The organism is Pseudoalteromonas marina, from assembly GCF_000238335.3.
Taxonomy (GTDB): domain Bacteria; phylum Pseudomonadota; class Gammaproteobacteria; order Enterobacterales; family Alteromonadaceae; genus Pseudoalteromonas; species Pseudoalteromonas marina.
The window spans coordinates 187,648-210,185 of sequence record NZ_AHCB03000007.1 but is presented as its reverse complement, the minus strand read 5'-3'; the positions used below and the strand labels follow the sequence as shown (position 1 = coordinate 210,185).

Genomic DNA, 22,538 nt, shown 5'->3' with positions numbered 1-22,538 from the left:
TAATGCTATAAAATTTAGTTAAGGTTTTAACTATGAAAATCGGTATTTTATCTCGTAACAGAAAGCTATATTCAACACGTCGTTTAATCGAGGCTGCAGAGGCTCGTGGGCACGAAGTGAAAGTGATAGACGCACTTCGCTCGTACATGAATATAAACTCTGAACAGCCGGAAATTCACTATCGCGGTGAAAACTTAAAAGATTTCGATGCCATTGTGCCGCGTATTGGCGCATCGGTAACATTTTATGGCTGTGCCGTTTTACGCCAGTTTGAAATGATGGGGGTATACCCAGTAAACGAATCTGTGGCTATTTCTCGTTCACGCGATAAATTACGTTCGTTACAGTTATTATCACGCAAGGGTGTAGGCATGCCTGTAACGGGGTTTGCGAGCAAGCCTGATGACGTGAAAGATTTACTCGAAATGGTTGGTGGTGCACCGGTTGTGATTAAATTACTAGAGGGCACACAAGGTATTGGTGTTGTACTTGCTGAAACGCGCAAAGCTGCTGAAAGTGTAATCGAAGCTTTCATGGGCTTAAAAGCCAATATTATGGTTCAGGAATACATTAAAGAAGCGGGTGGTGCGGATATTCGCTGTTTTGTGTTAGGCGATAAAGTAATTGCAGCGATGAAGCGCCAAGCGCAAGAAGGTGAGTTCCGTTCAAACCTTCACCGTGGTGGTAGCGCTACACTAGTTCGTATTACGCCTGAAGAGCGTAAAACCGCCGTTGCTGCAGCAAAAGCAATGGGCTTAAATGTAGCGGGTGTAGATTTACTTCGCTCATCTCGTGGGCCTTTAGTGATGGAGGTTAACTCATCACCAGGTCTTGAAGGTATAGAAATAGCAACAGGTAAAGACATTGCGGGCATGGTGATTGATTTCATCGAAAAAAATGCCTCAATCAAAGGAACCGCAACTCGTGGCAAAGGTTAAAATTAACCGTCCTTTCACTTTATTAGGTGAAAGCATTGGTGTTGGTGAACGCAAAACGTTAGCTTTAGAAGCTGCAAAGCTTTATACCCACTCACCTCTTAACATACCTATAGAGGTTGTTAATGGCGTAATGGAAGGCCCTGTACTGATGGTATGTGCCGCTATTCATGGTGATGAATTAAATGGGGTAGAAGTTGTTCGTCAATTACTGGCTAAAATAGATCCAAGCCAGCTACGTGGCACGCTTATCGCGGTACCCATTGTTAACGTATTTGGTTTTATTCATAAGTCGCGCTATTTACCCGACCGTCGTGACATGAACCGCAGTTTTCCAGGTTCTGAAAGAGGGTCGCTAGCGGGTCGTATGGCGTATATGTTTTTTAATCAAGTTGCAGTGCATTGCACACATATTATTGACTTACATACTGGGGCTATACACCGAACAAACTTGCCACAAATACGTGCAAATTTGGCGGATGAAGCTACGGCGCAGATGGCCAAAGCCTTTGGCACACCAGCAGTAATAGATGCGTCATTGCGTAATGGTTCATTAAGAAGTGAAGCGGCGAATTTAGGCATACCGGTTATTACTTACGAAGCGGGTGAAGCACTGCGTTTTGACCCGATTGCAATAGCCGCAGGTGTACAAGGTGTTGATTATGTAATGCGTCATTTAAAAATGATGCGTGGTAAACGCCCTAAAAAAATACCTGAGCCTATCATTGCGCGTTCAACAAGTTGGGTGCGTGCTGAAGTAGATGGTATTGTGCGCGCTCAAGTTTCGTTAGGAGAGCGTGTTACAAAAGGGCAAGTACTGGCGTTTATAAGTAGTCCACTTGGTGATTCTGAGCTAGAACTGCGTGCGCCACGAAGTGGGATTATTATAGGTCAGCAAACTATGCCATTAGTAAATGAAGGCGATGCTGTATTCCACATTGCTTACTTTGCAAACGACAATAGCGTGGTTGAGCAGCAGCTAGAAACATTTATTGATGGAATAAATGATTTAGAAGATGAGCTAAAAACTGCAGAGCTAAATAACTAATACTTAAGTAATTAGTAAAAAGCCGCTTTAATCATTGAAGCGGCTTTTTTTATATAAAAATTATGACTTTTTAGGGCCTATAATACGTTTAACAGCAGGTGCTTTTGATGGTTTAGGCTCTGCGTTTAAAACCAAAACAGGGCGGGTAACAAATAAGTTATTAGGGTAAATGACGCGGTGCCCATCAATATGCTCAAGTACGACATTCATTAAGCCCATTTCGACAATTCGCCCTTCAATATGGTTTGCGCCATCGATAATGCGTACCCAAAAGCCAACACGGCAGTCGTTTTGAATAAACATTAATAAAAACGCGGTCAGGTTACTTAATAATGACCATGCTGCAAATAGCGCTACACCTAACATTGCAAATAGTGACGAGCCTAGAACCAATAATCCTCTTAGTTCAATACCCCAAAATACTAGCACTAAACATAACATGACAAAGGCAAGAATAATTTTAAGAAGTAACTCTGCGCGGTATTTACGGTGCAAATCAACTTTGCCTTTAATGGCTTTTTCAAGTAGCTTTTTAGTTAGCGTTAAAAGCACTGGAAACAGTAACAAGGCAATAATGGTGACTATGAGTTTATATTGATTGGTGAGTAATTCTAAAACATCTAAAAATTCCAAAATAGCGCCTTTTGTAGTTATGTAGTAGTTAAAAGTAGTAAATAAAGCAACACGTTAGGTTGAATTTCAACTAGCTTAAAGGCCTTAGTTTAGCGTGTTATTTTGGTGCTAAGTAGCTATTTAAAAAGATTTTTTTACACTGACAAGCCACTGTACAGAGTCGACATCGTCGGCGCTATCTATGGGGGCGGCTATATCAAGGTGGATCATAGTTCCTGCATTTGCTCTACTTGGTGCTAGGCGCAAACCAACGCCTACATTTTTGAGAACATGATTATTTTCACCATTTGTTTGGTCATTAAACCATGCCCTACCAATATCTATAAAGCCTGCGCCACCTACTTTAAATAGTTGTAGCAAATCGTACTCCCAGTAGTAGCGTTTTTCTAGGCTCACTAAAAAGCTACGGTCGCCATGTTGATAATCCATAGGGTAACCACGCAGGCCTGTCTCCCCACCTAAGGTAAGCTGTTGGTCGGCTGTTAGGTTTTTTGCATATTGCACGCGACCTTTTACATACCAAGACTGATCAACACTTGTATTTAGATAATATTGTACTTGCGAAGTTGCTTTAAAATTTTCGAGTTGTTTTTGTTCTTTGTTCCAAAATCCCTCTAGGTTCGTGCTAAAACGCCAAAGCGTATTATCGCCAGAAAAATGCGCTGTTTTAACATTAAGCGAATACACCAAGCGGCTATCGTCATCACTTAATGACTCATCTGAGTAACCGAGTAATGCTTGTGCATTCCAGCCTAGGTTTAAATCTTCAGTGCGATAAATACTGTCAAAATTTCGTACTTTAATAAAATTATCTTCAAACCAATGGCCGCTAATATAGGGATAACTGTAGCTTCTATCTTTAGCTAAAGGCTCAAACGTGGTTTGAATAGCAGTAAATGTATGCTGCTCATCTACATAACCTAAGCTAATTCGCTGGGTCCAGCTATTACTTAATGCTTTAGAATGACCAATAAAAATGCGATTGAGATCGGTTGTTTGATCAAATTCACTAATTTCTTTGCCACGCCGGTATAAGGATTCTTCTCGCTGCTCTGAGTAGCTTAAAATACCGTAGCTGTAAGGTGTGTCTATGGCATAAAATGGATAAGTAAGTTCAAGTAAATGACGCTTACCATCGCTGTTATCGGCATACTCTACGCGACCACGGTAACGGCTAGAAAAAATATTAGGATCGTCATATACAAATAAATAGCCACTACGATCGCTGTCGGTTGTACGAGAAAAAGACAACCTTTTACCCCACCCAAGCAAGTTTGATTCTCTAAAACCAATGCTCGATTTATTTTCGCCTCCGCTACGGCTAAAGTTTATTTCTGGTAAGAGCGTCCATAAATCACGGGTAATTACTTTAACATCTATATCGCCATCACAGTTTTCAGTTGCGCTAATTTGTGCGTCGTATAGGTAGTTTTCTTTTCGCAGCAGGCGCTCCGATTCAGAAAGCTTTTTAGCATCGTAAAGATCGCCAGAGTTAAAAAGCAGTAAATTTTTAATTACCTCAGGCTCAGTTTGAATGTGTGCGCGGTTAGCAAATCTAAACAGTGCGTTATTTTCTTCTTCCAGCGCAGTATTAAATACATTGAGTTGTTCTAGCGTAATAGTGGCAATTTTTGCATTTGGTTTTGTAGCAACGAGAAGCGTTTCATCGCTGAGTTGGCGACGTAGTTTTTCTTCACTCAAATGTATTGATGATTCAAGAGGGCAGGTACCTGTGTTTGAAGGTAATGGCTCTGCATAAGCATTAGACATTAATAGACACAGAACAAAAACCCCAACAAAATAGGGCGAAAACCACGTATTACTGATCATTTAACCCCTTATTTACTGCGTAGCAAACTACACCCGTAATATTAGCTTACATCATTGTTATTTAAATGTAAGTAAAAAGCATGGGGGGGAAATAATTAATTTATTATATTAAAAACTATTTGTTAAAAAGAGCCGTTTAGGTGTTAACTATTGCCCGATTATAAAAACAGTTCATTCATCCATCGCTAAAACGGGTTAATTTAAATAAAAAGCCAACGCGGCTAATAAATGTTCTGCTTCAGGCCCTTCGCCGTTAATCCAAATACTTTGACTGTAATGCTCGTAATTTAAATTAAACGTTTGTTGGCTATAAGAAAAACGCACCTGATGCCTATCGGCTCCCGCCGAATACTCGCTAATAGCGATATCGTCTGAATGTAGGAATAATGTACTCCACAGCTCAAAGTCTTCATCGTGAGGTGGCTCTGTCGGGGTAATGATGATGCATTGGTGTGTGTGGTCGTAATCTATTTTGCTCATATTATGCTTATTGTGTGGCTAAGTAGTTGCGAATTGCTGTTAAAAAAGCACCGCCGTATTTGTTTAACTTGGTAAAACCAACGCCTGACACTTTTAAAAACTCACTGTCGTTCGTGGGCATTAGCTGCGCCATTTCGGCTAACGTTTTATCATTAAATACCACATACGGTGGCACATCGTCGGCATCGGCTAGTTCTTTGCGTAATGAACGCAAGCGAGCAAATAGTTTTTTATCATAATTAAATTGCGCTAGTTTATCTTGATATACGTGTTTTGCTTGTAAGCGAGGCTCAGCTAATTGCAGCGCGTATTCGCTTTTTAATATAGCGCGGGCGGCTTCGGTTAAGCGCAAAGAGGCGCCTTGTGTTATATCTTGGCTTAGTAATCCTTGGTGGATTAATTGGCGTAAAATACTTAGCCAAAACTCACTGCTTCTGTCTTTACCAATACCATAGGTGCTCAACTGGTGATGATTGTTATCGCGAATACGACTCGTGTTGGCGCCACGTAATAGCTCTACAATGTATCCTAAACCAAATCGCTGTTCAGCTCTGTATACACACGAAAGCGCTTGTTGGGCAACAAGCGTACCGTCAAAGCTTTTTGGTGGGTTTAAGCAAATATCACAGTTACCACATTGCTCGCGTTGGTATTCACTAAAGTAGTTAAGTAGTATCTGACGGCGGCACGTTTGTGCCTCAGCAAAGCTTGCCATGGCATTAAAGCGCTGCTCTTCTACACGGCGACGTTGCTCGTCGTCAATATCTTCAAAAAAGCGTCTTACACGGCCTATATCGGCAGGATCAAAGTACATAATTGCTTCGGCGGCTAAGCCATCGCGTCCTGCTCTTCCTGTTTCTTGATAGTACGCTTCTATACTTTTGGGAATGTCGTAGTGCAAAACAAAACGTACATTGGGCTTATTAATCCCCATACCAAAAGCCACGGTTGCCACCACTATTTGAATATCGTCACGGGCAAACCCTGTTTGCACAAACTGGCGTTGTTCGTTGCTCATACCTGCATGGTAAGCGGCTGCATTAAGGCCTGCGTCGGCAAGTTTTTCTGCTATGTCGTCAACACGCTTTCGGCTAGTACAATAAATAATGCCACTTTGGTTTTTTTGTTCTTTTAAGTAGCGTAATAGTTGCACCATAGGTTTAAATTTCTCTTCTATGGTGTAACGAATGTTAGGTCTATCAAAGCTGCCAGTATGAATGTAAGGCTGCTGAAGTTTTAACTGTTCAACAATATCAAAGCGTGTGGCTTTATCGGCCGTCGCTGTAAGGGCCATCATAGGCACGTGGGCAAAGCGTTGCTTAAGTTCGTTTAAGCGAAAATAATGCGGTCTAAAATCATGACCCCAATGCGACACACAATGCGCTTCATCGATCGCAAATAAGCTTATTTTTAAATGCGATAATCGCTCTAAAAAATCACGTTGTAATACTTTTTCGGGGGCTACATACAATAGTTTAATAAGCCCTTGGTGAAGTTGCTGATAAACACGTTGCTGTTCTTCGCGAGCTAGGCTGTTATTAACATATGCCGCTTTTACACCCAAAGCTTGAAGCTGCGCGACTTGATCTTGCATAAGCGAAATAAGTGGCGATATAACAATGGTCACCCCTTCAAGAACTAACGCCGGAATTTGATAACACACAGATTTTCCGCCACCAGTGGGTAGCAAAACAAGTGTGTCCTGAGCATTTAAAGCGGCATCAATAACGGCTTTTTGGCCATCTCGAAACTCGCTGTAACCAAACACTTGTTTGAGGACAGTCTCGGGTTTTCGCACTAAGGTGCTTGAAGGTAGTGTAGATGTATTCATTGGCGGGTATTTTAGTGTTTTTTTTATAAGATGTCTTTAGCTTTACGCTCGTAGTTTTAAACAAGGTATGTTTTACTCGATGTACCTATTAATATCAGAGAATAATAATGAATAAAGAAATGTTAATTGAACAAGTGGGGGCGCTATTCGTAAATGGTATGCCGTTTAATCAATTTTTAAATATATCGGTAGAATCACTTAGCCCAGAACAAGCTAAAATTACATTCCCGTGGCAGGATGTTTTTATAGGTAACCCTGCCCAAAAAATTCTTCATGGTGGGATTATTTCAGCGGTGCTCGATAACGTCGGTGGTATGCTCGCAGCGGCGAGTGTGATAGATAAGCTGACCGATTTAGATATGAACAGTGTACAAAAAAAATTAGCAACACTGGGCACTATTGATTTGCGCACCGATTATTTGCGCCCAGGAAAAGGGGATGTGTTTACCGCCAGTGCCACGCTTATTCGTTCAGGTAATAAAGTGTGTGTGTGCCGAATGGAATTACATAATGAGCAATCTGTACAAATCGCTTTTGGCACGGGCACGTATTTAGTTGGATAAAACTTGTTTGGCGAGTAAACTGGCGACCTTTTAAATCACTAAGTGTTTACTATGCCAATTGTTACCGAGCAGCGTAAAGGCGCAATATTTGCCTGTCTTGCTTTTGTTATGTGGGGTCTTGCTCCCATTTACTTCAAGTTAATACAACATGTGACTGCATTTGAAATATTAATGCATCGTGTTGTGTGGTCAGTCGTATTTTTAATTTTAGTGGTAAGTGTTCTAAAGTACTGGCGTAAAATTAAGCACATTATAATACAGCCCAAACTGATGCTAATGCTGGTTGTCACCTCGGGGCTACTTGGTTTTAACTGGGGATTATTTATATGGGCGATTAACAATAACCATATGCTCGATGCAAGTTTAGGCTATTACATAAATCCGCTGTTAAATGTTTTATTAGGCATGCTTTTTTTAGGTGAACGCCTCCGAAAATTTCAAGGTGTGGCTGTTGGGCTTGCGTTCTCGGGTGTGATATTACAGTTGGTGAGTTTTGGCTCGTTCCCTGTTGTTGCTTTTTCACTCGCGATATCGTTTGCACTTTATGGCCTGTTACGAAAAAAGCTTCCTGTTGAGGCGTTGCCGGGCATTTTGCTCGAGGCGTTAATATTACTACCAGTGGCGTTGGTTTATTGGTGGATGATGGCACCTTCTGCTACTTCAAGCCTGCCAAATAACGATTGGCTTACTAATTTACTTCTTATTAGTGCTGGTATTGTTACCACATTGCCGCTGCTTTGCTTTACAGGTGCCGCTAAGCGCTTGCAATATACAACCCTAGGCTTTTTTCAATATATAGGGCCTAGTTTAATGTTTATACTTGCTGTGGTGTTTTACGATGAGGTATTTGATACAGAAAGGCTTATTACCTTTGCATGTATTTGGAGTGCTCTGGCTATCTTTAGTTGGGATTCTTATCATCAATCACGTAAGCGTAAAAAAGCGGCCATTACAGCCGCCGAAGTTGCTTAACTATTTATTTAGCTAGTTACTTGGTTGCGACCAGCTTCTTTAGCCTCATAAAGTTTTTGGTCGGCCTGTTTTAATAATGTATCCATTTGATAAACGGGCCCGCCAGAAAAACCTATTGAAATGGTCAGTTTTATTTTTTCTTTACTAAACTCTTGGCTGTTATTTTCTACAAAATACCTAAACCCTTCCAGTCTCTTTAGTGCTTCTGGGGTGTTTTCATCAGCAAAGTAAACGGCAAATTCTTCGCCACCTAAACGCGCGACTAAATATTTTTCAAAGTATTTTTTTAAGCAAATAGCCAGTCCTTTTAAAACCTGATCGCCTGCATCATGGCCATATGTGTCGTTAATAGATTTAAAGTGGTCTATATCAATCATGGCCAGCGCGCCGTTTGCCTTTTTGAGGCTGAGCGCTTTTAAAGACGTATTTGCTTGCTCAAAAAAGTAACGACGATTAGGTAGGTCAGTAAGGTAATCGGTATTCGCTTGGCGCTTAATTGTGGCTATTTGTTGAAGCATGTCGACGTTTTGGCTTAGTCTGCAATAAAACTCTTCGTTATTAAAGGGTTTATGAAGGTAGTCATTTGCGCCATTTTTTAAAAATAAAGTAGATAGCTCCGACGAGTCAGCGCCTGAAATACCAATAATTGCTTTTTCGTCGTTATTGTATAATCTGCGAATTTCACTGCATAACTCATCGCCATTCATGTTGGGCATCTCGTTGTCAGTGATGATCACTGAAATGTCGGGTGACTTTGCCAACATTTCAAGTGCTTGCTTGCCATCCTCAGCTTCAGATACTTGATATTTATGACGTAACAATAAGCTCACAATATAGTGGCGGGTAGATATAGAATCATCAACAACTAATACTTTTACACTTTCGTTGCGAGGCAAACGCTTAAGCTGTTTTTCAAGGTATTGATAAGCTTGTTTATTTTCTTTTATTATGTAATCAATTATTGGGAATTTTTCAACAGTATCACGTGTTTTTTTATCAATGCTACCCGTCATGACAATGGTAGGGATTTCTGCGTTAATTGTGCACGGTACTGCCTCACCATTAGGCGCATCAGGCAAAATAAAATCTACAACAGCGCAAAAGTAATTATTTTGACTAATTAGTATTTTTGTTTGTGCTAACGTTTCTGCTACATCTACTTCGTAGCCTACTTTTAGCGCTATATGTTTCTGCACAAGCGCTATAGCAGGTGTATCTTCAACTATTAATATTTTTCGCTTCACGGAACACCCAGTTTATATTATGCAAAAAAATTGCTTAATACACTTTGTAACTGTAAAAGCGCCAAAAAGCAAATAGCTGAGTGTGTTATAGGCTATCTGATTCTGAATAACTTTCATGATTTATTGGCGCAGGGCTCGATATTTTTGAGCGGCCAAATAAGGTATGAAACTTCGTTTTACAAGTAGTGAGCTTTAGGTATTTCAGCCATGCTCGTTCAATCGGATTAGTGGGTTCTTGTGAGCCTGTTACTACGGCTACAAAATTTTCTTGATGCTCATTTTGTGGTTCAATCGTCTTACTATATAAACCTTTTAAAACAATGCCATGTTGTTCTAGTATACTGGCTTCTAATAAGGTGAAATTTCCGCTGCGGCTAAAACCACGTGGAAAATTTTGATCATCATAAAATTGACGTTGGCTAACAAATGCTTGGCGTAGTAATGAAATGTTAATGCTCATAGCTATATCCTCATACCCTATTAATTAGTTGGAGTATGATGCAAGTTTGGCAATTTTTTAAACAAGTTATTTTTATCGTGAGGATAAAAAAGTGGATATCGATTTATTAAAAACATTTGTTGAAGTAGTGCGCACGCGTCATTTCGGTAAAGCCGCAGAGAACCTCTATATAACGCAGTCGGCGGTAAGCTTTCGTATTCGCCAATTAGAGCAAGGACTTGGCGTTAATTTATTTATTCGCCAGCGTAATAATATTCAATTAACAGCGCCTGGTGAGCGGTTATTACCTCATGCGCAAATGATCATAACAGGCATGCAGCGCGCCAAAGTAGATGTAGCCCTTGCTGATAATATGCATAAACAAATTAGCTTGGCAGGGACGCCTAATATTTGGGATGCCTTTTTGCAGTTTGGTATTACTAATATTGTGTCGGCTATGCCGGGAGTCTCTTTGGTGGCTGAAGTTAAAGCCCAACAAGAAAGCACGCGATTATTGCTTGAGCGCACGCTTGATTTAGCCATTTTATTTGATCCACCAAAAGTAGATGAGTTAGTTGTTGAGCGTATTTGTGAACTGCCTATTATTCCTGTAAGTGGGTATGACACGGCAACAAACGAAAACTTTTTTGATAATCAGTACGTGTATGTTGACTGGGGAACGACATTTTCACTTTGGCATGCACGCCAGTTTACCGGTAAAACGCCTCCTTACTTTAGAACAAGTACCGGACGAATTGCGTTAGATTTAATACTACAATGTGGTGGTAGCGCATTTATTCCACATGTTTTGGTTGAGCAACATTTAGAAAATGGTGAATTATTTCATGTAAAAAACGTAGAAAATACGTCAAGAGATATATTTGTAGCCTACCATAGAGATAACGAGCAAAAGGAACTGATAGAAACACTAATAAATTTACTTCCTACTATTGAGCCTAACGCTTAAACGTTGGAGGTTAAGTGGGTACACATTTGCTTGATTAGTGTTCGTGTCCTTTTGATTTCAAAAATAATGCAGTTTTATTAACTTTAAAAGTCAAAAATATTTCATTTGTAATATTTCTGTCATTTAGTGGTGACAAACTGCAGTCGTTTTAAAAATTAGTCTTTTGTGATTATCGAGGAAATAACATGAAATTTGTAAAATCGAGCTTATGTGTCGCTTTGCTAAGTGGTTTATCTTTTAATGTACTTGCAGACGTGGATGTTTACGGTAAAGCAAATGTAACTGTGCAGTCTACAGATGACGGTGAAGGATCGTTTACTGAAATTAAAAGTAACGCATCTCGCTTTGGTCTTAAAGGTTCTGAAAAAATTACAGATGGCTTAGAAGCAGTTTATAAGTTTGAGTTTCAAGTTGATGTAACTGATGCAGACTCAAAAGGCGACGACGATAATATTTCTGCGCGTAACCAATACGTTGGTGTTAAAGGCTCATTTGGTCAGGTAGTAGTGGGTCGTAACGATACGGCGTTTAAACAAGCGCAAGGTAAACTAGATTTATTTAATGACCTTGAAGGCGATATTAAAAACGTATTCAAGGGTGAAAACCGTTTAGGTGATTCAATCACGTATACTTCTAACTCATACGAAGGTTTTAAAGTACTTGCTACTTTTATTGCTGAAGACGATGTAGATGCAGATAACGGTTATTCAATGGCTGTAACATACGGTGATTCAGCGCTTAAAAAGAGTGCTATTTATGCCTCAATTGCAGCTGACAGCGAAGTAAACGGCTATGATGTAGTGCGCGCATCAATCCAAGGTAAAGTTGAAGACTTTAAACTAGGTGCTATGTACCAAACTCAAGAAAAAGTAGACGGTTCAGCTGAAGGTGACGGTTACTTATTAAATGCGGCATACAGCATGGGTAAAAATACATTTAAAGTTCAGTATCAGGCAATGGACTTTGACGATAGCGATGATAAGACAGCTATTTCGGTTGGTGTTGATCATAAGCTTAACAAAAACATTAAAGTATTTGGCTTTTACTCAAGCTTTGATATGGACAACAACGTAGACCAAGATTACTTAGGTTTAGGTATGGAATATAAGTTTTAACGACGAGTTAAAACACTCCCTTTTTAACCGCGCTGTAATTAGCGCGGTTTTTTTTTGCTTTAAATTATTTACTTACCCGCCCATAATAGAGCTTCATTTGGAATGAGGTGTAAGTCCTCAACTGTTCCCGCAACTGTAATTAGCACTTTGCTTTAAGTCAGATACAAATCAATTTTTAATGAGCGGGCCTACTCATGCTAATTTTAATGTACTCCTTTTTAGTGGTTGCATTACAAGTGGGTAATCGTGTCTAGGACAGAGTATTGCAAACTAAAGCACCATTATTAAACGTTCAAAACCTTTCGTGGGGAATAGCAAATAAACCTATTCTCAAACACATTAATGTGCAAATACCCGAAGGTAAATTTGTGGGCTTAATTGGCCCTAATGGTGCAGGTAAGTCGAGTTTACTGCGTTGTTTATATCGTTTTAATAAGCCTAATGAAGGGGTTATAGAGTTTAATAGCCATGATATTTGGCAGCTTAAAAGTGACGAATATGCAAAGTGCGTTGCTGTTGTTTTACAAGAGGCGCCATCGCATTTTAATTTGTCGTTATTTGATGTTGTGGCGCTTGGCCTCACTCCTCATAAATCGTTATTTAGCTCTACATCGCAAAGCGAAAAACAACAAATCACTCTAGCTATAAAAACGGTAGGGCTTGAGCAGCACACCAATCAAAATTTTGAATCGCTCTCTGGAGGAGAAAAACAACGCGCACTCATTGCACGTGCTATTGTTCAGCAACCTCAGCTGTTAATTATGGATGAGCCCACTAGCCACCTTGATGTTAAATATCAAATACAGGTTATGGAGCTGGCAAAGTCTCTTGGTGTTACAGTGTTTGCTTCGTTTCATGATCTTAATTTAGCCGCGGCTCTTTGCGATGAGCTCGTAGTCATTAAAAACGGAGAAATAACGCATACCGGTTCGCCCGCAGAAGTACTCACTGAGCACATGCTTGATGATGTGTTTGGTGTATGCGCTCAGGTTAGTAACCATCCTCAAGAATCTCAATTGGGTAAAGTTACGCCTCATATTACCTACTTTTATGGTTATAAATAATATGTTTGCCACGCATGTACGCCATTCAGTTGCACTGATTATTTGCATTACTATTGCCTTAGTCAGTTTATTTTTAGCATTGAGCTTTGGTGCTGCAGATACCTCAATACAGGATGTATTTAACAGTTTTATTTATTTAAATGATGCTTCATTCACCAGTCGTATTATTTTTGAATTAAGAGTGCCCCGTACATTATTGGCGTTTCTGGCCGGTGCGGGTTTAGCTATTGCGGGGCTAATTTTACAAACAGTGACACGTAACCCATTAGCCGATCCCTATTTATTTGGTATATCGTCAGGTGCTTCGTTTGGTGTAGTTGTACTTATGGCATTTGTGGGAATTAGCGCGGGTTTTATGCTTTCGGCCGCAGCCTTGCTTGGTAGCTTATTAGCAATGAGCTTACTTATATTAATTGCCACAAGGCAGCAGGGCGGGCAAGTTGAGTCTATGTTACTTGCTGGTGTTGCGCTTTCGTTTTTATTTAGTGCATTTACTAGTTTGTTACTTTATTGGAGTGAGCCGCAAGCCGTTGCTGCTATTTTATTTTGGACCTTAGGAAGTTTTGCACGTGCGCAGTGGGCAACACTATGGGTGCCATTTTTAGTGATTACACTGTGCACCTGCGTAATGATTAGTTTTAGGCGCCAGCTTAATGCCATGTTATTAGGTGACGAAAGTGCCATAACCCTTGGTGTTAAAGTGCATCGATTTAGGTTGCTGATGCTAATTTTAAGCTCATTAATAACCGCTGTGTTGGTGGCAATGTGTGGCGGTATTGGTTTTGTTGGATTAATGGTGCCACATATTGTGCGCTTTTTTATTTCACAAGGAACCGTTGCAGGGCTATTAATAACAAGCTTAGCAGGAGGCACATTTATGGTGTGGGTCGATGTACTGTCTCGTTCTTTACTTCGAAATCAAGAGTTGCCAGTAGGGGTGATCACGGCCGCTATGGGGAGTGCGTTTTTCTTAAGTTTACTCTTTTTTAGAAAGTCTAAGGTGTAGCCATGAAAACACTCATGATACAGGGTACTACCTCGGATGCGGGAAAAAGCACCTTAGTGGCTGCACTTTGCCGAGTATTTGCAAATCAAGGCATAAAAGTCGCACCGTTCAAGCCACAAAATATGGCACTTAATAGCGCAGTGACAAACGACGGTGGCGAAATTGGCCGTGCGCAAGCTTTGCAAGCTATTGCTGCTAAGGTAGAGCCCGAAACCGACTTTAACCCGATATTACTTAAGCCCAATAGCGATACAGGCGCCCAAGTTATTATTCATGGTAAAGCGATTAGCAACATGGAAGCCGGCAAGTACCACGATTATAAAAAAGTCGCCATGGACGCTGTCATTACATCACACGAGCGTTTAGCAAAACGGTTTGATCTTTTATTGGTGGAAGGTGCGGGAAGCCCCGCTGAAATAAACCTGCGTGAAAACGACATAGCTAACATGGGCTACGCTGAAAAAGTAGACTGCCCAGTGATTATTATTGCTGATATAGATAAAGGCGGTGTATTTGCTCATTTAGTGGGGACATTGGCATTACTTAGCGGATCTGAGCAAGCCCGTGTAAAGGGCTTTGTAATTAACCGTTTTAGAGGTGATATAAGTTTGCTTCAAGGAGGGCTTGACTGGTTAGAGCAATACACGGGTAAGCCTGTTTTAGGAGTACTGCCATACCTTCACGATTTAACTCTCGACGCGGAAGACGCTGTTGCAATAAACAATAACGTTACCCATGCAACTATTAATATTGCAATATTATTAGTGCCGCATATTAGTAATCATACCGATTTTGACGCACTGCGTTTACACCCAAATATTAATGTTAACTATATACGCCATACGCAGGTCATTCCTGATGTTGATCTTATTATATTGCCAGGTAGTAAAAACGTACTTGGCGATTTAACCTTTTTGATAAACGAAGGGTGGGATAATCAGATAAAACGCCACTTACGCTATGGTGGAAAAGTACTTGGAATTTGTGGGGGAATGCAAATGCTGGGTAATATAATTTACGACCCCGAGGGTGTTGAGTCGTCATTAAAAAGTGTGAGTGGGTTAGCCTTATGTGATTTTGAAACCACACTCACATCGCAAAAAGTATTAAGTAAAGTGACGGCCACTTTAAAGCTAAATAATCGACAAACTTTATGTAGTGGTTATGAAATCCATGGGGGAGTAAGTAAAGGCAATGCATTAAAGACCCCTTTAATTACCTTTAGTCAGCATCCAAATGGGTTTAAAACAGATGGTTTTATAAGTGACGATAACGCAATTGCGGGCACTTATTTACACGGTTTATTTGATGAGCCCAACGCCACGATGGAAATTTTAAAATGGGTAAAGCCAGATTTAAATATTGATCCAATAAGTATTGATACACACCGCGAACAGCAGTTAGCGCGTTTAGCAACCATGTGCGAAACACATTTAGATATAGCGCAAATTACCTCGATTTATAAAGGGCACAATAATGACTGAACAAACAAACGACAAACACAAACAGCGCCAGCAAAAAGTAAAAGAACACGTAGATGCCCGTGTTGAAGCCGCGCAAGAGGTTAAAGGTATTTTTCAGGTTATTACTGGCAATGGTAAAGGTAAATCGACTTCTGGTTTTGGCGTGGTAGCACGCTGTGTTGGCCACGGTCAAAAAGCCGCTGTGTGTCAATTCATAAAAGGGACATGGGAGTGTGGTGAGCGTAATTTATTACAAGGCGCAGGCGTTGAATTTGCTGTAATGAATACTGGCTTTACGTGGGATACACAAAATAAAGAAGCCGATACCTTAGCAGCGCAAGCAACATGGCAAGAGGCAAAGCGTATGCTTGCCGACAGCAGTATTAACTTAGTGTTACTTGATGAGCTTACCTACATGGTGACTTATGGTTATATCGACTTAGACGAAGTACTAAGCGCACTTAATAATCGCCCAACTATGCAGTCGGTTATTATCACAGGACGCGCAGCGCACAGAGCATTGACTGACCTTGCCGATACAGTGAGCGAAGTACGTAATGTAAAACACGCATTCGACTCAGGTGTAAAAGCGTTAGAAGGGTTTGACTACTAGTGTTTAAATTGCTTTTTATAGGTTTCATGCTGCTTAGTTTACAAGGCAATACTGTGGCGAACTCAGCGCCTGAGATTAAAAAACTACGTATAGTTGCGCTTGCCCCACACATAGTCGAAAACCTATTTGCCATTGGTGCAGGTGACAATATTGTGGGTACCGTTGACTATGCCGATTACCCATATGAAGCAAAAAATATAGCTCGCATTGGCGGGTACTATGGTATTTCTCTTGAGAAATTATTAGCCTTAAAACCTGATTTAGTGATTGCTTGGAAAAGCGGAAATCAGCAGGAAGATATCGCACAAATAGAGCGCTTGGGTATTAAAGTTCATTTAAGTAACCCTACAACCATAGAAGCCGTGCAAACTGAGCTACTAACACTTGGCAAACTAACAGGGTACGAAAAGCAAAGCCAACAGGTTGCTAAAGCTTTTAAGCAAAAGTTAACCGCTATTATTAAAAACCAGCAAGGGAAGCAGCCTATATCTGGTTTTTATCAGTTATGGGCTGAGCCTATGATGACAATCAGTGAAAGTACATGGATTGGCCAACTAGTAAATACCTGCCACGTAAATAATGTGTTTGCTAATAGCACGACCCCGTATCCACAAATCAGCATTGAAAATGTCATTGTTACTAAGCCTCAAATTATTATTATTCCTGACGAAAAATCTAATACCCCGCAGCCTAATGTTAATTGGCAGGCATGGCCAGAAGTGCCTGCGGTTACAAATAACCAGTTTATTCGCGTTAATGCCGATTTACTTCACCGTTTTACACCGCGTATGTTAGATGGGCTTGCTGATATGTGTGATAAAATAGACGCGTCACGAAAAATAATAAAGAGTATGTAATGAGCGACTGGGATACATTTTTACAAAACGAGCTACAGCACCCTTATATGCAGCAAACTTTAAATGCAGTTGAAAACCGCCGAGCTGAAGGTATTGCTGTTTACCCTCCCGAGTCGTACGTATTTAATGCATTTAATGCCACGCCGCTAAACAATATTAGGGTGGTAATTTTAGGGCAAGACCCTTACCACGGCGAAGGGCAAGCTCATGGGCTGTGTTTTTCTGTTATGCCCGAGGTAAAAAAACTCCCACCCTCGCTTAAAAATATGTACAAAGAGCTAGCTACAGATATTGATGGCTTTGTTATTCCTGAGCATGGTTACTTACAAAGCTGGGCAGAACAAGGCGTGTTTTTACTAAATACTGTTTTAACGGTAGAGCAAGGGCAAGCCCATTCCCATAAACATTTGGGTTGGGAGCAATTTACCGATAATGTTATTGCTCACATCAACGCGAACTGTGATGGAGTTGTGTTTATTTTGTGGGGAGCGCATGCGCAAAAAAAAGGGAAAGGCATAGATAGCACTCGCCACTCTATTTTGAGTGGGCCACATCCGTCGCCGCTGTCGGCTCACCGAGGCTTTTTTGGTTGTAAGCACTTTTCGAAAACTAACGAACTGCTGTTAGCGCAAGGTAAAAAACCTATAAATTGGCAGGTTTAGCTTCATAAGCTTAAGCATTAAAAAAGCCCTCATAAATGAGGGCTTTTGTGTAATTGGTGGGTATAGAAATTAAAAATCTAGCTCATCAATTGCAATTGTGTCTGCAAAGTAATCAAACTCCTCTAATTCTTTACGTAGACGTTGTTTATCTTTTATTGCTTCTATTTCGCGCCATTTTCTTTTTTTGTTCTTCTGAGAGGTTTTTCTTTTTTCATCAGGACCTTCTAGTATCTCTAATATATCGTTTAGGCTATCCATGAACTTCTCCTATTGATTTTATTGACCTCAAGAGTACCTATACCACAGGCCCAGCTAAAATAGAATAAAAAAGTGACAGAGATGTTACGAAGTTGTGATGTTTAAATGAAGGTTTATACAAGTAAAGTATTGCTTTTAAATACAAAAACACTTTGTATAAAATTTACAAACAAATTTAAGTCGATGAGAGTTATTTTGTTTACAGCTAAAATGTATGAGGGAGGTCGGGTTATTAGTCCGCACTTTACAGGCATAAAAAAACGCCGCAATTGCGGCGTTTTTTAAAGTACGTTCAAACCAATTACATTGCTTTAAAACGTGCTTCTAGCTGTTCTTGTGCATCAGCAAAAGAGCGAATACCTTCAGCTAGCTTTTCAGTTGCCATTGCATCTTGGTTATGTAACCAACGGAACTGAGCTTCTGTAAGCGGCTCAGGTTTCGGCTCTTTAGGAATATCACTTTCTAGTAAATATTCTTGTGCGCCTTCAAGGTTACCTAAGTCTTCTAAAAGGTTAGGGCTAATAGTTAGCTTGTCACAACCTGTTAGGGCAATAATTTCGCCCGTATTACGGAAACTTGCGCCCATCACTACTGTTTTGTAGTCATGACGTTTGTAAAATTCAAAAATGCTGCGTACTGATTGAACACCTGGATCTTGTAGTGGATCCGTTGGTTTTTCCATGCCGTTAGCAACGTGCCAATCTAAAATACGACCAACAAATGGCGAGATTAGAAATACATTTGCATCAGCACATGCACGGGCTTGGGCGTCGCTAAATAATAAAGTAAGGTTACATTTAGTGCCTTCTTTTTCTAACTGCTCAGCGGCTTTAATACCTTCCCACGTAGACGCAACTTTAATTAAAATTTTGTCTTTGCTTACACCTTCTTTTTCGTAAAGGCTAAGTAATGTGTGTGCTTTATCAATAGTTGCTTGAGTATCAAACGATAAACGTGCATCTACTTCGGTAGAAATATAACCCGGTACAATCTCACTAATTTCTTTACCAAGTAAAACAGCAAAGTAGTCACATGCAAGTTCTAGTTGTTTAGCTGGAGCTTGCTCGGTTTCTTTTGCATAGCTCCAAGCTTTATCTAGGTAAGGCTTATAAGCTTCAATCTCGCTCGCTTTTAATAAAAGCGACGGGTTTGTGGTTGCATCTTCTGGTTGATGCTTTTTGATCGCTTCAATATCGCCAGTGTCGGCTACGATAGATGAATGTTGTTTTAGCCTTTGTAGAGCTGAAGTCATTTGCTTTCCTCATTCCAAGCAAGTTAAAAGAAAAATCGACCCTTAATATATACCATCCATACTGCAACAGTGTGACAATGCTTGATAGGTCTTATGTCCTTATCAATTAAAAAACGGCAATGTATGAATTTTTAAGGGAGGATTTATATAAACAAAACGTGCTTTTCGTTTCATTTAATGTTGAAATTGACATTAAATAATTTACAAGTCAATAGCTAACTATGATCACTGTTATTTCACCTGCAAAAAATCTTGATTACGAAACGCCACCGGCAACCGATAAGTTCACTCAGCCTGAATTACTCGAGCACAGCGAGGAACTCATGAAAGTATGCCGTGAACTAACACCTGCGCAAATTGGCAGTTTAATGAAAATTAGCGATAAGCTTTCTGGCCTTAATGCTGCTCGCTTTAGCGAATGGTCGCAACCCTTTACCATTAATAATGCCAAACAAGCCGCGCTTGCTTTTAATGGTGATGTATACGGTGGGTTAGAGGCGAGCACTTTAACTGCAAGCGACCTTGATTACGCGCAAAGTCATTTGCGTATATTATCTGGATTATATGGCCTGTTAAAACCGCTTGATTTAATGCAAGCGTACCGACTAGAAATGGGCACTAAGCTTGAAAACTCTCGTGGTAAAAACCTGTATGAGTTTTGGGGTAGTATTATTGCTGATAAGCTAAATGAAGTAACAAAAGCACAAGATGCACAATACCTCGTTAACCTAGCTTCAAACGAATACTTCAAAGCGGTAGATAAAAAAGCGCTCAACGCGCAAATTATTACGCCGCACTTTAAAGACTGCAAAAATGGTCAATACAAGGTAATTAGCTTTTATGCTAAAAAAGCGCGCGGCATGATGGCGCGTTACATTATAGAAAACCAAGTAACGCAACTAAGTCAGCTAAAAGAGTTTACTGTAGCGGGTTACTATTTTAGCGCTGAGGTAACAACGAAAGAGTTAGAGCCGGTATTTATGCGCGACGAGCAAAACTAACGCGTTTAATTAAAGCTAAACACATACCCAAAAAGCCATGCATTGCATGGCTTTTTATATGCTGGCGCTAAACTTGCAAACATGAGTTAAGTATTCACATTATTATTTACTCATAGGTGCAAAAAATGATCAGCATACCCTCGATAACAGAAGCTGAAAAACTTATCGAAGAAAAACTCGGCGGTTGGTTTGATGTTGTTATAAGTCACATTCCTAATTTTATAGTGGCGGTTATTATTGCCATTATATTTTCAATGCTAGCGCGCTTTGCTGGCAACCTAATGAAAAACATATTGCGCCGTTCACTCGACTCTCAACAAATAGCCGATTTAATGGCTTCAATATTTAAGGTTATTGTGCTGTGTGTTGGGGTATTTATAGCGCTGGATTTTGTGGGTTTAAAAGGTACGGTTACCTCTTTATTAGCCGGTGCGGGTATTGTTGGTTTAGCCATAGGTTTTGCGTTTCAAGATATGACCGAAAACTTGATTGCGGGCATAGCAATGGGTATACGCAAGCCCTTTAAAACAGGAGACGTAATCGAAACCGACGACGTGTTTGGTTCAGTACACTCAATAAACCTGCGTAATACGCTAATAGAGAGCTTTTACGGGCAGTTAATTTTAGTACCAAACAAGGTATTATTCAGAAATGTGTTAAAAAATTACACCACACTTGGAGTTAGACGCATAGAGGTACCGGTAGGCATTTCGTATGGTGACGACATTGAAAAAGCGAAAGAAGTTATTGTAGATAAGATTAACGATTTGGACTTTGTCATTCGTAAAAACGAAACCGATGTTTATGCTGAAGGCTTTGGCGACAGTAGCATTAATTTATTGGTGTGGTTTTGGATTAAATACCCAGGTGAACCAGACTTTATGACAGTGCGTCATAAAGGCGTAGTTGCTGTTAAACAAGCGTTGGATGAAGCTGATATTAGTATTCCATTCCCTATTCGCACGCTCGATTTTGGTATTAAAGGCGGTGAAAAACTCGATGCCATGATCAGCGATAAAATTAACCAGCAATCATCAAATAAAGGCAACGCTGGTGGAGCTGATTCAGGCCAAAACGAATAAATGAGCCATTAATACCAGTGGGAATTATTTACTCACTCGCAACGCAATTTTACATTTAAATGCGCGTTGTGGGCTTAAATAAAAATGACTTATGGTTCACAACGACTAAATGCAGCTTTATAAAGCTGCATTTTTTTATGGCTATTTAAGTGTTTGAGAAGGTGAGAGCAACGTTAATCGATTATTGATTAAGGCCTATTTACCTTTTGGGGTGAAATTGAAAGCGGGCTATGTGATATATCGATAAGGCTAAGCCTATTGTGTAGTTACTTCCCGAAACCGACGATAACGCAACATAAATATAAAACATGCAGTAACTTTTGTGTTCCTCTCATAGGTTGCTTTTCCTTGTTGCCTTAATAATAGGAATAAAGAGCAAGTAGGGCGTATAAGCTGTATACGACTTTAAGTTATACCTACATAGGCGAAGTCATTAAAATAATGCAGGAGTAGGTACTTAGCTTACTGGGTCACAAATCGCGCACCGTAATTATGTTGCTCCTTGATAGAACACGCTTTAATAATGGCAGTTAAACAGGCCTAGGCTTAATATAAATTTATTATTTAAAGAGCGGATTATTTTGGCAAATATTAGGTTGTAATGTATGCAATTTACAATTGGTATTAGGCGTTAAGTAAGAGGTAATTAAAGCGAGTTTTTTATTGTAGTTAATGCGAGTTGCAAGTAAATACTGGCACAAAAAAGGCGCAGCGTGTGTTGGAGTAACATGCTGCGCCTAGGACCAATTGAGTTAATAAAAATGCGATTCAAATAACACTAATTTTGTTACGGATGATTTTAACACCATCCATATTTTCTAAAAACTTTTGAGCAAGCGCACGTTCAAAACCGGTTTGCGCTTGACCATGTAATACTACCTCGCCATCTTTAACCTGTACGCGAATATTGCTTAATGCAAAGTTGGGGTTAGTACGAAGCGTGCTTGTAATGGTTTGTTGAAGGTTAGGTTGAGTTGCTACGCTGCTGACTACGGCTAGGTGTGTTGCTGCACTCACTTTGGTAGCGCAGGCTAACAAAAATAAACAACAAAACGAAACTAACGCAATAGTTAACTTTAAGCGGTTCATAACTCAATCCTTTTATATCAATTAAAAATTTAGCCAAACCATTAAATATTCTGGCTATTCTGTGTTTAATATTACAAGTTCAGTGCCAGTTTTAATTTATTGAAATATAAGGTTATTTTATTAAGTGGGAATTC

The 22,538-nt window shown here is 40.0% G+C and carries 23 protein-coding genes and 1 riboswitch; of the genes, 14 read left to right on the top strand and 9 right to left on the bottom strand.

Going from position 1 to position 22,538, the window contains the following annotated elements; all coding sequences use genetic code 11:
• Positions 1-32 precede the first annotated feature (32 nt).
• Together rimK and PMAN_RS12165 are read left to right on the top strand one after the other, a co-directional pair.
• A complete protein-coding gene (gene rimK / locus PMAN_RS12170) occupies positions 33-938 on the top strand; it encodes a 30S ribosomal protein S6--L-glutamate ligase (RefSeq protein WP_006793168.1) in 906 nt (301 codons plus the stop codon).
• Positions 925-1,983: a succinylglutamate desuccinylase/aspartoacylase family protein gene (locus PMAN_RS12165; RefSeq protein ID WP_006793167.1), complete on the top strand. Its 1,059-nt coding sequence runs from the start codon at positions 925-927 to the stop codon at positions 1,981-1,983. The genes rimK and PMAN_RS12165 overlap by 14 nt, the downstream gene beginning before the upstream one ends.
• A 60-nt stretch (positions 1,984-2,043) precedes the next feature.
• Here the strand turns inward: PMAN_RS12165 and PMAN_RS12160 are convergent, their stop codons facing one another.
• The 4 genes from PMAN_RS12160 to recQ all read right to left on the bottom strand — a co-directional run bounded on the left by PMAN_RS12160 (position 2,044) and on the right by recQ (position 6,757).
• Entirely contained in the window at positions 2,044-2,616 is a 573-nt protein-coding gene (locus PMAN_RS12160; protein ID WP_010556567.1) for a mechanosensitive ion channel domain-containing protein, read from the bottom strand.
• A 120-nt stretch (positions 2,617-2,736) separates the two neighbouring features.
• Entirely contained in the window at positions 2,737-4,446 is a 1,710-nt protein-coding gene (locus tag PMAN_RS12155; RefSeq protein ID WP_010556566.1) for a BamA/TamA family outer membrane protein, read from the bottom strand.
• A gap of 195 nt (positions 4,447-4,641) precedes the next feature.
• The gene (locus tag PMAN_RS12150) at positions 4,642-4,926 is read right to left on the bottom strand and encodes a DUF3630 family protein (RefSeq protein WP_008128966.1); all 285 of its coding nucleotides are present in this window, start codon (positions 4,924-4,926) and stop codon (positions 4,642-4,644) included.
• A 7-nt stretch (positions 4,927-4,933) separates the two neighbouring features.
• Entirely contained in the window at positions 4,934-6,757 is a 1,824-nt protein-coding gene (gene recQ, locus PMAN_RS12145; RefSeq protein ID WP_008128967.1) for a DNA helicase RecQ, read from the bottom strand.
• Between the two features lie 107 nt (positions 6,758-6,864).
• Here recQ and PMAN_RS12140 point away from each other — a divergent pair, with 107 nt between their 5' ends.
• Positions 6,865-7,320, top strand: coding sequence for a thioesterase family protein (locus PMAN_RS12140; protein ID WP_006793162.1), 456 nt, complete (start codon positions 6,865-6,867; stop codon positions 7,318-7,320).
• Positions 7,321-7,371: 51 nt separating this feature from the next.
• Positions 7,372-8,292, top strand: a complete 921-nt coding sequence (gene rarD / locus PMAN_RS12135; protein WP_010556565.1) for an EamA family transporter RarD — start codon at positions 7,372-7,374, stop codon at positions 8,290-8,292.
• Between the two features lie 8 nt (positions 8,293-8,300).
• Here rarD and PMAN_RS12130 read toward each other — a convergent pair whose 3' ends face one another.
• Both PMAN_RS12130 and PMAN_RS12125 read right to left on the bottom strand, forming a co-directional pair.
• Complete coding sequence (locus PMAN_RS12130; RefSeq protein WP_010556564.1) at positions 8,301-9,536, bottom strand: diguanylate cyclase; 1,236 nt, start codon at positions 9,534-9,536, stop codon at positions 8,301-8,303.
• Positions 9,537-9,621: 85 nt separating this feature from the next.
• Complete coding sequence (locus PMAN_RS12125; RefSeq protein ID WP_006793159.1) at positions 9,622-9,996, bottom strand: MaoP family protein; 375 nt, start codon at positions 9,994-9,996, stop codon at positions 9,622-9,624.
• A gap of 91 nt (positions 9,997-10,087) precedes the next feature.
• On the opposite strand from PMAN_RS12125, the gene PMAN_RS12120 reads away from it, so the two are divergent.
• From PMAN_RS12120 to ung, 8 genes are all read left to right on the top strand, one after another.
• Entirely contained in the window at positions 10,088-10,942 is an 855-nt protein-coding gene (locus PMAN_RS12120; protein ID WP_006793158.1) for a LysR family transcriptional regulator, read from the top strand.
• 185 nt (positions 10,943-11,127) lie between these two features.
• The gene (locus tag PMAN_RS12115) at positions 11,128-12,057 is read left to right on the top strand and encodes a porin (protein WP_006793157.1); all 930 of its coding nucleotides are present in this window, start codon (positions 11,128-11,130) and stop codon (positions 12,055-12,057) included.
• Positions 12,058-12,105: 48 nt separating this feature from the next.
• Positions 12,106-12,244, top strand: a riboswitch (cobalamin riboswitch).
• A 76-nt stretch (positions 12,245-12,320) separates the two neighbouring features.
• Positions 12,321-13,121 (top strand): ABC transporter ATP-binding protein, encoded by an 801-nt coding sequence (locus PMAN_RS12110; protein WP_006793156.1) that lies wholly within the window; start codon positions 12,321-12,323, stop codon positions 13,119-13,121.
• Position 13,122: 1 nt separating this feature from the next.
• Positions 13,123-14,127, top strand: a complete 1,005-nt coding sequence (locus tag PMAN_RS12105; protein ID WP_021032394.1) for a FecCD family ABC transporter permease — start codon at positions 13,123-13,125, stop codon at positions 14,125-14,127.
• A gap of 2 nt (positions 14,128-14,129) precedes the next feature.
• Positions 14,130-15,611 carry a cobyric acid synthase gene (locus PMAN_RS12100; RefSeq protein WP_010556563.1) on the top strand — a complete coding sequence of 494 codons (1,482 nt, stop codon included), beginning with the start codon at positions 14,130-14,132 and terminating at the stop codon, positions 15,609-15,611.
• On the top strand, positions 15,604-16,203 hold the full coding sequence (gene cobO / locus PMAN_RS12095; protein ID WP_010556562.1) for a cob(I)yrinic acid a,c-diamide adenosyltransferase: 600 nt from the start codon (positions 15,604-15,606) through the stop codon (positions 16,201-16,203). Before PMAN_RS12100 ends, cobO begins: the two co-directional genes overlap by 8 nt.
• Positions 16,203-17,060 carry a cobalamin-binding protein gene (locus PMAN_RS12090; RefSeq protein ID WP_010556561.1) on the top strand — a complete coding sequence of 286 codons (858 nt, stop codon included), beginning with the start codon at positions 16,203-16,205 and terminating at the stop codon, positions 17,058-17,060. Before cobO ends, PMAN_RS12090 begins: the two co-directional genes overlap by 1 nt.
• Positions 17,060-17,722, top strand: coding sequence for a uracil-DNA glycosylase (gene ung / locus PMAN_RS12085; RefSeq protein WP_010556560.1), 663 nt, complete (start codon positions 17,060-17,062; stop codon positions 17,720-17,722). The genes PMAN_RS12090 and ung overlap by 1 nt, the downstream gene beginning before the upstream one ends.
• Before the next feature lie 69 nt (positions 17,723-17,791).
• Here the strand turns inward: ung and PMAN_RS12080 are convergent, their stop codons facing one another.
• Together PMAN_RS12080 and tal are read right to left on the bottom strand one after the other, a co-directional pair.
• On the bottom strand, positions 17,792-17,980 hold the full coding sequence (locus PMAN_RS12080; protein WP_006793150.1) for a DUF3545 family protein: 189 nt from the start codon (positions 17,978-17,980) through the stop codon (positions 17,792-17,794).
• A 301-nt stretch (positions 17,981-18,281) separates the two neighbouring features.
• Positions 18,282-19,232 carry a transaldolase gene (gene tal / locus PMAN_RS12075; protein ID WP_010556559.1) on the bottom strand — a complete coding sequence of 317 codons (951 nt, stop codon included), beginning with the start codon at positions 19,230-19,232 and terminating at the stop codon, positions 18,282-18,284.
• Between the two features lie 221 nt (positions 19,233-19,453).
• On the opposite strand from tal, the gene yaaA reads away from it, so the two are divergent.
• Entirely contained in the window at positions 19,454-20,233 is a 780-nt protein-coding gene (yaaA, locus tag PMAN_RS12070; RefSeq protein ID WP_010556558.1) for a peroxide stress protein YaaA, read from the top strand.
• Between the two features lie 125 nt (positions 20,234-20,358).
• Positions 20,359-21,315, top strand: a complete 957-nt coding sequence (locus PMAN_RS12065) for a mechanosensitive ion channel family protein (protein WP_010556557.1) — start codon at positions 20,359-20,361, stop codon at positions 21,313-21,315.
• A 768-nt stretch (positions 21,316-22,083) separates the two neighbouring features.
• Here the strand turns inward: PMAN_RS12065 and PMAN_RS12060 are convergent.
• Entirely contained in the window at positions 22,084-22,404 is a 321-nt protein-coding gene (locus tag PMAN_RS12060) for a BON domain-containing protein (RefSeq protein WP_006793146.1), read from the bottom strand.
• Positions 22,405-22,538: the final 134 nt, after the last annotated feature.